Raw genomic sequence first — 11,939 nt, forward strand, 5'->3', positions numbered from 1 at the left:
TCGTGACCGCGCTCGCCCTTCGCCTCCGGCGCTCCCGCCATTTGCCGGTCGTCGCGGCGGCGGCCTGCACGCTCGGGCTGCTGCTGGTCGGCAGCCTCTACTCGCGGAACTTTCTTTCGGCCGACTACCTGTTGCTGCAACTGCAGATCGCCTCGTTCCTCGGTCTCGTCGCGACCGGCGCGATGCTGGTCATCCTGCTGGGCGGCATCGATCTGTCGGTGCCCTGGCTGGTGACGGTCGGCGGTGTCATGTCGGCGGCCGCGGCCGGCTGGTGGGGCCCTGCCGGCGAGTGGCTCGCGATTCCGTTCGGCATTCTCTGCGGCTGCCTGTTCGGAATCGTCAACGGCATCGGCGTGGCCTACCTGCGCGTGCCGTCGATGATCTTCACGCTCGGCATCAATGCGGTGGCCCAGGGCCTGATCGTGGTCCAGACCGGGGGCTTCGCGCCGCAGGACCGCGCCACGCCGGCCATGCACCTGCTGGCCACCGGGCGCTCGCTGCTCGGCATTCCCAATCCGCTGCTGGTCTGGATCGTGGTGGGCGCATGCACCCTGTTCCTGTTGCACCGCACCACGCTGGGCCGTGCCATCTACGGCGTCGGCAACAGCGAGCGCGCCGCCTACCTGTCGGGGGTGGACACGCGGCGGGTCACGTTGCTGTGCTTCGCGATCGCCGGCGCCTGCTCGGCGGCGGCCGGCGTGCTGCTCACCGGCTATTCGACCAAGGCCTACCAGGCCATGGGAGACGCCTATCAGCTGCCCGCGATCGCCGCCGTCGTGCTGGGCGGGACCCACATCCTCGGCGGCCGGGGCTCGTATGTCGGCACGGTGGTGGGCGTGATCCTGATCACGCTGCTGCAGTCGATCCTCTCGGTGATGCAGATCCCCGAGATGGGGCGCCAGGTGATCTACGGCGCGGTGATCATCGCGATGCTGCTGATGTATGGCCGGGGGCGCCGGCATTCGCAGTAGGCTCCAGCGGATAGCCGGCCTCGCGCCAGGCCTTCATGCCGCCATCCAGCGCCACCGCGTGCAGGAAGCCCATCTCCCGCAGGGTCGCCGCCGCCAGGGTCGAGATGTAGCCCAGCTCGCAGCAGGTCAGGATGCGCCGCGTCGGGTCCGGCAGCTCCTGGTTGACGCGCAGCTCGAGCTGCCCGCGCGGCAGCAGCCGGGCGCCGGGGATGTGGCCGGCCTCGAAGGCATCGCGTTCGCGCACGTCCAGCACGATCAGGTCGTCCTCGGCGGCCTCGACCCGACCCTTGAGCTCGACCAGCGACATGAAGGGCACCGACGAGGTGGCTTCGGCCAGCAGCCGGGCCACGGTCTTGCCGCCGCTCATGTTGGTGCGCAGGGCTTCCGTGATGTGGGTCGGCATCGTGAGGTTGAGGCTGCGCATCATCTCGACGAAGGCCGCCCGCTCGCGCTTCTGCAGCCGCGGGTTCGACGCCAGCTCCTCGGCGATCGTCGAATGGCTGCGGCCCTTGTAGTCGTGGGCCGGGTAGACCTTGAGCGCCGGGTCGAGATGCAGCACCCGGTTGAAGAGGCTGTCGTAGAGCGCCTCGGGGTCGCCGCTCGGCAGGTCGGTGCGGCCGGTGCCGCCGATCAGCAGGGTGTCGCCGGTGAAGAGCCGGTCGCCGACCTGGATGCACATCGAGTCCGCCGTGTGGCCGGGCGTGTGCAGCACTTGCAGGCGCATCTGGCCGACCACGATCATCTCGCCGTCGCCGAGCCGCATGTCGACGAAGGGCGCCGGGCTGGCCCGCTGCATCACGACCGGCACGTCGAGCTGGCGCGCCAGTTCCTTGGTGGCCGAGAAATGATCGGCGTGGGTGTGGGTGTCGATGAGGTAGCGGATGCGCACCCCGTTCTGCGCGGCGAGGGCCACGTAGTGGTCGATCTGGCTCAGCGCCGGATCGATCAGGACGGCGGCGCGGGTCTCGTCGCAGCCCACGAGGTAGGACTGGCAGCCGCCGGTTGCAACTTGCTCGAAGATCATGGTGGGGACCTCGCTGGCGGTCGAGTCTAGCGGGCTCTGCGGCCAGGGGAAAGCGCCCTTACGATAGCCGCATGTCCGACCTGCCACCACTCTCCATGCTTGCCGCCCGCGTCGGCGCCACCCTGAAGGAGCGCGGCGAGACGGTCGCGGTCACCGAATCCTCGGCCGGCGGGCTGGTCTCGGCGGCACTGCTGGCGATACCGGGGGCCTCGGCTTTCTTCCTCGGCGGCGCCGTGGTCTACACCCGGCGCGCCCGCCGGGCGCTGCTTGGCCTGACGCCCGCCGACGTCGCCGGCCTGCGCGGCGAGACCGAGCCCTATGCCGCACTGGTCGCCAACCGGGTCCGCCAGCAGCTGCGCGCCACCTGGGGCCTGGCCGAAAGCGGCGCGGCGGGGCCGTCGGGCAGCCCCTACGGCGACCCGCCCGGCCATGTGTGCCTCGCGGTCGCCGGCGCCGCGACGTCGACCCGGACCGTCGCGACCGGCGAAGCCGAACGGGCCTTGAACATGGACCTGTTCGCGCGCCACCTGCTGGCGCTGTTCGACGACGTGCTGCGGCAGTCCTAAGACGGCTCCTTGCCCGCCAGCGCCTGCGCGAACTCCGCCGACAGGCCGCGCAGGTGCAGGTCGCTCTGCGGCCGGGGCACCTCGATGCCGGCTTCCGCCAGGCCTTCGCGCACCGCTACCGCCAGGTTGCTGCGCACCACCACCCAGCTGACGCTGTCGGTGGTCCAGGCGCGCAGGTTGAAGTCGAGGGCGCCGGCAGTCAGGCCGGTCATGAGGGCGGCGGGTTCCGGCACCGTGGCCACGCCGTCGACGCTGCGGGCGATCGCAAGCAGCAGCTCGATGGTGGTGCGCGGGGGCACGTCGGGGCCGGTGCTGACGTTGATGTCGATGCGCCGACGGGTGCCCCGCAGCGTCCAGTTGACCAGCTTGTCGGCCAGCAGCATGCCGTTGGGCACCACCACGTCGGCGCCTTCGAAGGTGGTCACGATGGTGGCCCGCATGCCGATCTGGCGCACCGTGCCGGACATGCCCGCGACGTCGACCACGTCGCCCGGCTGGATCGGCCGCTCGAACATCAGGATCAGGCCGGCGACGAAGTTCTTCACGATGTCCTGCAGTCCGAAGCCGATGCCGACGCCGAGGGCACCGAACACGATGGCCAGCTGTCCGATCGGGAAGCCCAGCACGGCCAGCGCCGACAGCAGGCCGACCAGCAGGATCGTGTAGTAGGTGAGGGTCGAGATGCTGTTGCCGACGCCGCGCGTGAGCGCGAGCGAAGGCAGGATGTCCTCGGCCAGCAGCATGCGGATCGTGCGCGCCAGCCAGAAGGCCAGGAAGGCGGCGGCCACGAACGCCGCGATGTTCCCGAGGCTCAGCGACACCACGCCGATCGTGAATCCGTAGGAGAGGATCGTCAGCAGGAAGTCCGACAGCGGGCGATAGATGCGAAAGGCCTGCAGCCCGATGACGACGCAGGCAACGGCCATCAGCGTGCGGCCGATCCTGGCGCCGGCGTCGATCAGCGAGCTGGTGTTGCGGGCCCCCGGGCGCGCCGGCCCGGGCCGCGCCAACAACACCCTGAACAGCGCCACCAGCACCGTGGCCCCGGCATACATGACCAGGGCGAGGTAGCTGGTGTCGAGCACGGCGCTGGTCAGCATGGCCGACAGCGACAGGTTGCCGAGCAGATTGGAGACCGCGGCCGCCACGAGCACCGCCGAGGCGGCGCCCAGCAGGTAGATCATCGGGGTCGGACTGGACGGCGCGTCCGCGGTCCCGGCGGCGCGGCGCGCCCGCGCGACCAGCCAGACCAGGGTGCCGGCCATCGCCAGGTCCATCGCGAGCAGCATGCTCCGGTACAGGAATTCGTTGCCGAGCAGCAGCGAGGCCAGCACGTTCAGGAAGTAGAAGACGGCGCTGAGATAGGCCCAGGGGCCGACGGCCTGCAGGATCCGCTCGGGCAGCAGGCGGAGCACGGGCACCCACGCCAGCAGCATGGCCGCCTGCTGGCGGATGGCCGGGCCCTGGAAGTCGAACACCACCGCACCGAGCGCCAGCAGCACCAGCCAGCAGGCCCAGGGGCGGGTCAGCGCCTGGAGCGACGCGGCGCTCGCATGGCCCTGGGCGATCAGCTGCCCGGCGCGATGGCGCAGCCAGAACAGCAGCGGCAGCAGCACCAGTCCGACGGCCACCAGCACGCGCAGCACGGGTGCGTTCGCGGCGTCGTGGTCGCGCGCGAAGGCGGTCTCGATGGCCAGGCTCTTGCGCAGGCTGGCGTTGGCCGTCTCGGAGGCCCGGCCGGCGGCGGCGCCCTGCCACAGGGCCGGCGAATCCATCGACAGCAGGCGTCGGTCGAGTTCCTCGACCTGGGTCTGTACCGCCGCCTGGCCGGCCTCTACCTCGGCCGCGAGCACGCTCGCCTTGCGGCCGAGGTCGAGCAGTTCGGCCAGGGGTTGCGCGACCCGCCGCTCGGCTTGCTCGATCTGCGCGATCAGCTCGTCGATGCGCTGCAGCAGCGCCGGCGCCAATTCGGTCGACGCGGCGCGCGTGGCCTGCCAGTCGCTGCGGCGGGCGGCCAGCGAGGCGGCGTCTTCGGCGTGCGCGTGGGTGGTTCGCGAGAGGCGGGCGCGGCCGTCGGCGAGCTCGCGGGCATACAGCTGCCAGTGCCTCTGCAGGCTCTCGAGGCGGCGCACCGGCAGCGCGGCGAGGTCGGTGCCGGTGGACAGCGTCGACAACGCCTCGACGGCGGCGGACTGGCGGGCCAGCACGTCTTTCGAGCGCTGCAGTTCTTCCGGCGAGGCAGCGCGGCGCATGGCGGCCTGGACGAACTGCTCGTCGGCGTCGGCGCGGGCCGTGATGTCCGCGGTTGCAATCGGGGAGGCCGCCGTGGCGGCGACCGGTGTGTCGGCTGCCGTCGCCGCCTGCGCGCCGATGAGCCACAACGCGCAGGCGATGAAGGCGAGGAGGCGCGTGGGCATGGTCGGTGGCGGCGATGTTGCTTTCGAATCCTGAAAGGTGTCAAGGAGAACGAAGAGGCGGGCGCACGCCGCGCAGCAGCCGCAGCCCGTTGGCCACCACCAGCAGGCTCGCGCCCATGTCGGCGAAGACGGCCATCCACATGGTCGCGCTGCCGAACACCGCCAGCACGAAGAAGACCGCCTTGATGCCGAGCGCGAGCGAGATGTTCTGCCACAGCACCGCGTGCGTGCGGCGCGACAGGCGGATCGTCTCGGCGATCCGGCCGAGGTCGTCGTTCATGATCACGACGTCGGCCGCCTCCACGGCGGTGTCGGTGCCGGCGCCGCCCATCGCGAAGCCGATGTCGGCCTGCGCCAGGGCCGGCGCGTCGTTGATGCCGTCGCCGGTCATGGCCGTCGGGCCGTAGCGCTGGCGCATGCCCCGGATGGCCGCCAGCTTGTCTTCCGGCAGCAGGCCGCCGCGGGCATCGTCGATGCCGGCCTCGCGCCCGAGCGCGAGGGCGGTCGCCTGGTTGTCTCCGGTCAGCATGACCGGGGTGACGCCGAGGTCCCGCAGCGCGGCGATGGCCCGCACCGAACCGGGCTTGATCGTGTCGGCCACCGCGAACACCGCCAGCACGCCGCCCTCGTCCGCCAGCAGGGTGACGGTGCGGCCCTGGGCTTCGTGGGCCGCCAGTTCGGCTTCGAGCGCCGGGTCGGCCTGGCCGCGTTCGCTGATCAGGCGATGGTTGCCGAGGACCATCGTGCGGCCCTCGACCACCCCCTCGACGCCGCGGCCGAGCAAGGCCTTGAATCCGTCCACCGCCAGTGCGTCGTCTTCGATGCCCAGGGCGATCGCGGCCGACACCGGATGGTCGGAGCGCGCCGCCAGGCTCTTGGCCCACTGCCGGGTTTGGCGCTCGTCGGCCTCGCGCCAGGCCGTGAAAGCCACCAGCCTGGGCTTGCCTTCGGTCAGGGTGCCGGTCTTGTCGAGTGCCACGGCCTTCAACAGGCGGGCGTGCTCGAGGTGGATGCCGCCCTTGATGAGGATGCCGCGCCGCGCGGCGGCCGCCAGCCCGCTGACCACCGTGACGGGGGTGGAGATGACCAGCGCGCAAGGGCAGGCGATCACCAGCAGCACCAGCGCCTTGTAAACGGCGGCCAGCCAGGGCCAGCCCAGCAGCAGCGGCGGCAGCACCGCCACCGCCAGCGCGAGGGCGAACACGGCGGGCGTGTAGATGGCGGCGAAGCGATCGACGAAGCGCTGGGTCGGGGCCCGCGTGCCTTGCGCTTCCTCGACGGCATGGATGATGCGCGCCAGCGTGGAGTCGCTGGCCGTCGCGGTGACGCGGAACTCCAGCTCGCCGTTCTGGTTGATCGTGCCGGCGAAGACCGGGCTGCCCGGCTCCTTGTCGGCCGGAATGCTCTCGCCGGTGACGGGCGCCTGGTCGATTGTGCTGTGGCCGCGCGTGACCATGCCGTCGAGCACCACGCGCTCGCCGGGCTTGACGCGGGCGATCGCGCCGATGGGGATCCCGGTCGCCGGCACGCGGCGCCAGCTGCCGTCGGGCTGCGCCACCTCGGCGTCGGCGGGCGCGAGATCGACCAGGCCTTTGATCGCGTTGCGGGCGCGGTCGACCGCCCGCGCCTCGATCAGCTCGGCGATGGCGTACAGGGCCATCACCATGGCGGCTTCCGGCCATTGGCCGATGACGAAGGCGCCGGTGACGGCGACCGACATCAGGGCGTTGATGTTGAGCTTGCCGTGCCGCAGCGCGCTCAGGCCCTTGGCGTAGGTCTCGAGGCCGGCCAGCCAGATCGCCGCCGCCGCGACCGCCATGCCGGCTACCTTCCAGGCCAGGATGTCGGGGGCGAGGAAGGAGATCGCCTCGGCGGCCGCCGCCAGCGCGAGGGCGGCCGCGAGCCGCAGGTGGCCGGGGCTCGCGCCGTGCGCGTGCAGGGCACCATCGGGCGATGGCGCGGATTGGGCCGCGACATCCAGCGGTTCGGGCACGAAGCCGGCCTTGCGAATGGCCGCCAGCGCGAGCCGCACCGCGGCGTCGGTGCCGTCGATGCGCAGCGTCCGCTGGCCGAGGCGGAAATGCAGCCCCCGAATACCGGCGATCGGCTCCACCAGCCGGCGAATCTCGGACTCTTCGACCGTGCAGTCCATGGTGGCGATGCGGAAGGTGTTCGGCGCGTCGCCGGGTTCGACCCGCGTGGGGTCGGGCGCGCTGAGTGGCGGGGCGGCGCAGCAGGCATCCGCTGCGGCCGCCGGCGCGTGGGGGTGGTGGTGGTGTTGGGCCATCTCGTTGTCGCTTTCGAGGGTATTTCACACCCTATACCCACTACAAGGTCAAGCGGGCCTCGGGCGTCGGGCCCGGGCTGGTCAAAGGGTACTGCCTGCCGGACAATTCAGACCAGTTCGCCCGACTCGCCTCACGCCGGATCTCCCGTCACCCCACCGAGGAGCACCACCATGACCCCCAGCCCCATGCATGCGGCGATCTCTTGCGTCGCCCTTGCGGCGTGCGCTGCCGCGATCGCGCAATCGTCCGGCCTCGACGCGGCCCGGGCGCGCTACGAGCGCACGCTCGCGTACTGCAATGACGGACATCTGCCGCGCCCGCAACGCGATGCCTGCGTGCGCGATGCGGGCATGACGTGGGACCGGGCCCAACGCGGACTGCCGCCCCTGGACGATGTCACGTCGCCCGGCGGCCGCGCCGTCGTGGTCGTTCCGCAAGGCGCGCCGCCGCCCTTGAGCGATTCCGACACGGTGACTTCGCCGGACGGCGACTCGACGATCGTCCTGCCTGCGGACGGCTCCAGGCCCCTGACGCAGTGACGGCCTGATGCGGCAACACGACGCGGCCGATTCGCTAGACTGTCGAGATGCCGGACCCCACCGTATTCATCATCGATGACGACGAGGCCTATCGCGACTCCGTGCGGGAACTGGTGAGCTCGGTCGGCCTCGCCACCGAGACCTTCAGCTCGGCCCTTGCCTTCCTCGAGGTGTTCGACGCCGCACGTCCCGGCTGCCTGGTGCTGGACGTGCGCATGGCGCGCATGAGCGGCTTGGCGCTGCAGGAACGGCTGGCGGCGATCGGTGCCCGCATTCCCATCGTGTTCATCAGCGGTCACGGCGACATCGCGATGGCCGTCAAGGCGGTCAAGGATGGCGCCGTGGACTTCGTGCAGAAGCCGTACCGCGAGCAGCAGCTGCTCGATGCGATCGACGAGGCCTTGCGCCGGGATGCGAAGCTTCGCACGCCCGTGGACGATGGGCACAACGACCTCGACAAGCGGATCGAGGCCCTGACCGACCGTGAACGCGAGGTGATGCAGCTCGCGCTGAAGGGATTGCCGAGCAAGCTCATCGCCAAGGAGCTGGACATCAGCCACCGGACCGTCGAACAGCATCGCAGCAGGCTGCTCGAGAAGCTGAGCGTGAGTTCGATGACCGAGTTGATACGTCTCAGCCTCGAGCGGCCGGGCGGGTAGGGCGCCCTGGTCACCGGGACCGGGTGCGGCGCAGCATCCAGTTCACCAGGCTGCGAAACAGCAGGTAGGGAACCACCGCGAGCACGAGAGCCACCATCAGCGCCTCGCCCGGATAGACCCAGCGCATCGCGACGAACTGGTAGATCGCGTCCATCACGACCGCCACGATGAACACCTTGCTGACATGTCCCCAGCCCTCGCGGATCAAGGCTCTGCGCTGCGTGCGGTCGCGTACCAGTGCCATGAAGTAGAGCGGGCGTCCGTCCAGTGCATCCCGCCTGCCGGCCCGGTACGCCAGGAAGGCCGCCACCGCCGGCTGCAGGATGAAGCGGAATGCCAGCGGCGCATGCCGGCCGCTCGTGATGTCGGCCCAGGTGCGGGTGAGGAAATCCATCGGAAGATCGACCATGAGTCCTCCGCCTCAAAGCACCCTGAAGCTGATGCCCATGAAAGCGCACAGGCCCGTGACCGCCATGATCAGCGCCATGACGAAAGAGGGCTGGAAGATGCGGAAGCTCTTGGCTTCGCGAAGCTTCCTGATCCGGTACCAGTACTCGACCACGCCCATCAGCATCGCCACCGTTCCGAGGCCGGTGAGGAACAGCCCCATGTCGCGCGGCACGTGGCTGGGCGGCAAGGCCGCGCTCTGTTCACGGATGCTCTCGAGAACCTTGTAGATCGTGAAGCCGAAGCTGATCATGGACAGCGCGGTCCTCACCCATGCCATCAACGAGCGGTCCGCGGCCATCAGGGTGCGATCGATCGCCAGTTCGGTGTTGAACAGCGCCAGCTCGCTGGAGGACTTCTGCGCCAGCGCGGCCGCGCCCCGGGTCGAGTGGGTCGGCGTGGCTGAGGAAGGGTCTTGCATGGAGATCCGTTTCGCATGGTTGCGCGCTGCGAGGAGGCATTGTGCGCACGGCGGCCGGACAAATCCAGTCCTGCGGCCACGTAGCGCCACGTACGTGGCACGGGTGTGCGCCGCCGATCGTCCTCATCCGGCCGAGCCGCGCACCGCCCGGACGCGGGTTGCGCTGCCGGCCATCGCCGGGGCGAATCGCTGCACCAGCAGCGGCCCGAGGATGGACGTGACCAGCACGATGATCAGGACGCCGTTGAACATCCGGGTGTCGAGCAATGGTTGGCCGGCGGCGTTGAATGTCTTGGTCGCCACCAGGGCGGCCGCGAGCGTCGCGGCAACCTGGGGCAGGGTCAATGCCCACATCGTCCTGCGGGCGGCCGGCGCGTAGCCGAAGGCGCGGCCGCAGGACTGCGCCGCGATCCACTTGCCCAGCAGCAGGGCGGCGATGATGCCGCCCGCGAGCAGCGCGTCCTCCGACAGGCTGCGGGCCAACGCCAGCGGATCGATCAGGAAGCCGGTGACGACGAAGAAGATCGGGATGAACAGCGTCGTGCCCATGAATTCCAGCTTGCTCTTGGCCGGCTTGTCCTTCACGGCCGCGTTGACCGCCAGACCCGCCATGAACGTGCCGACGATGCCGGGCAGGTTGATGTACTGCGCGAGCAGCGCCGTCACCGCGAGAATGCCGAGCATCAGCACGAAATAGGTCTCTTCGTCGTTCTCCACCTTGTGCAGGACGTAGCCGGCCGCGCGACTCAGCCCGGCCAGCACGAAGACGACGAACGCTACGATCTCGGCGACCTGGATGACGAGGGCGGAGGCCGAGAAGCCGCTGACGTACATCGGCACGCAGACGGCGAACACGAGCAGCGACAGCGTGTCCGACATCATGGTGGCGCCGATGGCCACAACGATGGCTTCCTGGCGCTGGACACCCAGCGCGGTGACGATCGGCAGGGCCAGGAGCGTGTGCGAGGCGAGGAGCGAGCCGACGACGATCGCCGGCAGCACGGGATAGCCGAGCCACCGCGCCGCCAGCGTGCCGAAGACCAGCGGAATGGCGGTCGTGGCGAGGCCGAACACGAGCGAGCGGAAGATCTTCTGGCGGAACAGGTCCAGGTCGATCTCCCAGCCGGCGAAGAACATCAGCAGCAACATCCCGAGGTTGGAGAAGAATTCGGCGACGGGGTGGTCTCGTGGGAAGACATCGAGCATGTGCGGCCCGAGCAGCACGCCGCTCAGCAGCAAGCCCACCACCACCGGAATACGAAGGGCGCGCGCGATCCGCGGAATGGCGAGGATCAGCGCCATCATGATCGCGAACCTCGCGAGCACGGGAAGGAGGTCGATGGCCCGATGCACGAATTCGATGAATGACATGACACCACCTCCAGCGGAAAGTGCGCCCTGCACCGGATGGATTGAATCGCTGAATCGCCCCTGGCGGGGCCTTTCCAGCCACGTACGTGCTTGGTCGGTGCCGCCACTGCCAGGCTGGGGTTCCAGGACCTCCGGTCTCGCTCGGGCGTCGCGAGTGTCATACTCCGCCCCTGGCGGACGGATCGGAAGCCGCTGCCGGCGGGTTCGGGTTCGGCCATCGGGCAAGCGCATTTTCGAAGGAGCGGCCATGCGGCTGGCCAAGATCCTGAGGATCCTCACTCTAGCAACGGGCGTCTGCCTGGCTGCCGTTTCGCGGGCCGACGACGGCGGCCCGATCAGGTTCCTGGTGCCCTTCGAAGGCGGTTCCGCCACGGCGCTGGCGCTCTACCTGGCGGAACGTGCGAACGCCGACTATGGCGCCCACATCCATGTCGAGGAAAAGCCGGGCGCGAGCGGCCGCATCGGCGCCATGGTGCTGAAGAACGCGCCGCCCGACGGCAAGACCATGGCGCTCTTTCCCTTCGTCGTGCCGGTCCTGGCGCCGCTGATCTTCAAGGATGTCCACTACGACGCGGTGCACGACTTCGCGCCGGTCTCGCAGATCGCGGCATACCCCTTGGCGCTTGCGGTTTCGCAGGACCATCCCGCGACCTCGGTGGCCGGCTTCGTGGCCTGGGCAAAGGACCATCCGACCGAATCGTTCTACGGCATGGGCTCCACCGGAAGCCTGGCTCAGTTTCTCGGCGTCATGATTGCGCAGGAGGCGGGCATCGTCTTGAAACCCGTGCCTTACAAGGGTGCCGGGCCGATGACGGTCGATCTCGTCGCGGGCCATATTCCCGCCGGCATCTCGTCGGTCTCCGACCTGATCGAGATGCATCGCGCGCACAGGTTTCGGATCATCGCGGTGTCGGGCACCCAGCGCCTGGCGCAGCTGCCGGATGTGCCGACATTCATCGAGCAAGGCTATCCGTCGGTCCAGGCCATCGGCTGGGTTGGCATTTTCGCCCCTCGGGGAACACCGAAGACGGTCGTCGATCGATGGTCGTCGATGTTCGCGACGATCGTGCATTCGCCGCAGGCGGCCGCCAGGCTCGCCGAGTTGGGTTTCGATCTCACCGGCACTTCGTCGGACGAGCTCGCAGCGACCCTGGATGCCGACATTGCGCGCTGGGCGCCCATCGTGAAGGCATCGGGCTTTCACGCCGACTAGGAACGCCGTCCATGGCTGCGCGA

At 69.8% G+C, this 11,939-nt stretch carries 11 protein-coding genes; 5 read left to right on the top strand and 6 right to left on the bottom strand.

Annotation, left to right across the window (positions count from 1 at the left end; genetic code table 11):
* The first annotated feature begins 2 nt into the window (after window positions 1-2).
* On the top strand, window positions 3-971 hold the full coding sequence (locus QTI17_RS03560) for an ABC transporter permease (protein ID WP_286531029.1): 969 nt from the start codon (window positions 3-5) through the stop codon (window positions 969-971).
* Here QTI17_RS03560 and QTI17_RS03565 read toward each other — a convergent pair.
* Window positions 922-1,995, bottom strand: a complete 1,074-nt coding sequence (locus tag QTI17_RS03565; RefSeq protein WP_286531030.1) for an MBL fold metallo-hydrolase — start codon at window positions 1,993-1,995, stop codon at window positions 922-924. The two genes, QTI17_RS03560 and QTI17_RS03565, sit on opposite strands and share 50 nt — an antisense overlap.
* Window positions 1,996-2,066: 71 nt before the next feature.
* Here QTI17_RS03565 and QTI17_RS03570 point away from each other — a divergent pair, with 71 nt between their 5' ends.
* Window positions 2,067-2,561 carry a CinA family protein gene (locus QTI17_RS03570; RefSeq protein ID WP_286531032.1) on the top strand — a complete coding sequence of 165 codons (495 nt, stop codon included), beginning with the start codon at window positions 2,067-2,069 and terminating at the stop codon, window positions 2,559-2,561.
* On the opposite strand, the gene QTI17_RS03575 is transcribed toward QTI17_RS03570, so the two are convergent.
* Both QTI17_RS03575 and QTI17_RS03580 read right to left on the bottom strand, forming a co-directional pair.
* Complete coding sequence (locus tag QTI17_RS03575) at window positions 2,558-4,978, bottom strand: mechanosensitive ion channel family protein (RefSeq protein WP_286531034.1); 2,421 nt, start codon at window positions 4,976-4,978, stop codon at window positions 2,558-2,560. The genes QTI17_RS03570 and QTI17_RS03575 overlap by 4 nt on opposite strands.
* Before the next feature lie 40 nt (window positions 4,979-5,018).
* A complete protein-coding gene (locus QTI17_RS03580) occupies window positions 5,019-7,265 on the bottom strand; it encodes a heavy metal translocating P-type ATPase (protein WP_503011012.1) in 2,247 nt (748 codons plus the stop codon).
* 171 nt (window positions 7,266-7,436) lie between these two features.
* On the opposite strand from QTI17_RS03580, the gene QTI17_RS03585 reads away from it, so the two are divergent.
* Window positions 7,437-7,805: a hypothetical protein gene (locus tag QTI17_RS03585; RefSeq protein WP_286531036.1), complete on the top strand. Its 369-nt coding sequence runs from the start codon at window positions 7,437-7,439 to the stop codon at window positions 7,803-7,805.
* A gap of 47 nt (window positions 7,806-7,852) precedes the next feature.
* Window positions 7,853-8,464: a response regulator transcription factor gene (locus QTI17_RS03590; RefSeq protein ID WP_286531037.1), complete on the top strand. Its 612-nt coding sequence runs from the start codon at window positions 7,853-7,855 to the stop codon at window positions 8,462-8,464.
* A 10-nt stretch (window positions 8,465-8,474) separates the two neighbouring features.
* Here the strand turns inward: QTI17_RS03590 and QTI17_RS03595 are convergent, their stop codons facing one another.
* The 3 genes from QTI17_RS03595 to QTI17_RS03605 all read right to left on the bottom strand — a co-directional run bounded on the left by QTI17_RS03595 (window position 8,475) and on the right by QTI17_RS03605 (window position 10,703).
* Complete coding sequence (locus tag QTI17_RS03595; protein ID WP_286531039.1) at window positions 8,475-8,873, bottom strand: hypothetical protein; 399 nt, start codon at window positions 8,871-8,873, stop codon at window positions 8,475-8,477.
* Window positions 8,874-8,885: 12 nt separating this feature from the next.
* Complete coding sequence (locus QTI17_RS03600) at window positions 8,886-9,332, bottom strand: YidH family protein (RefSeq protein ID WP_286531040.1); 447 nt, start codon at window positions 9,330-9,332, stop codon at window positions 8,886-8,888.
* A gap of 123 nt (window positions 9,333-9,455) precedes the next feature.
* Complete coding sequence (locus QTI17_RS03605; protein WP_286531042.1) at window positions 9,456-10,703, bottom strand: cation:proton antiporter; 1,248 nt, start codon at window positions 10,701-10,703, stop codon at window positions 9,456-9,458.
* A gap of 247 nt (window positions 10,704-10,950) precedes the next feature.
* Here QTI17_RS03605 and QTI17_RS03610 point away from each other — a divergent pair, with 247 nt between their 5' ends.
* Window positions 10,951-11,916: a tripartite tricarboxylate transporter substrate-binding protein gene (locus QTI17_RS03610; RefSeq protein ID WP_286531043.1), complete on the top strand. Its 966-nt coding sequence runs from the start codon at window positions 10,951-10,953 to the stop codon at window positions 11,914-11,916.
* Window positions 11,917-11,939: the final 23 nt, after the last annotated feature.

It is taken from the genome of Variovorax sp. J31P179 (genome assembly GCF_030316985.1).
In the GTDB taxonomy this organism is placed as follows: domain Bacteria; phylum Pseudomonadota; class Gammaproteobacteria; order Burkholderiales; family Burkholderiaceae_C; genus Variovorax; species Variovorax ginsengisoli_B.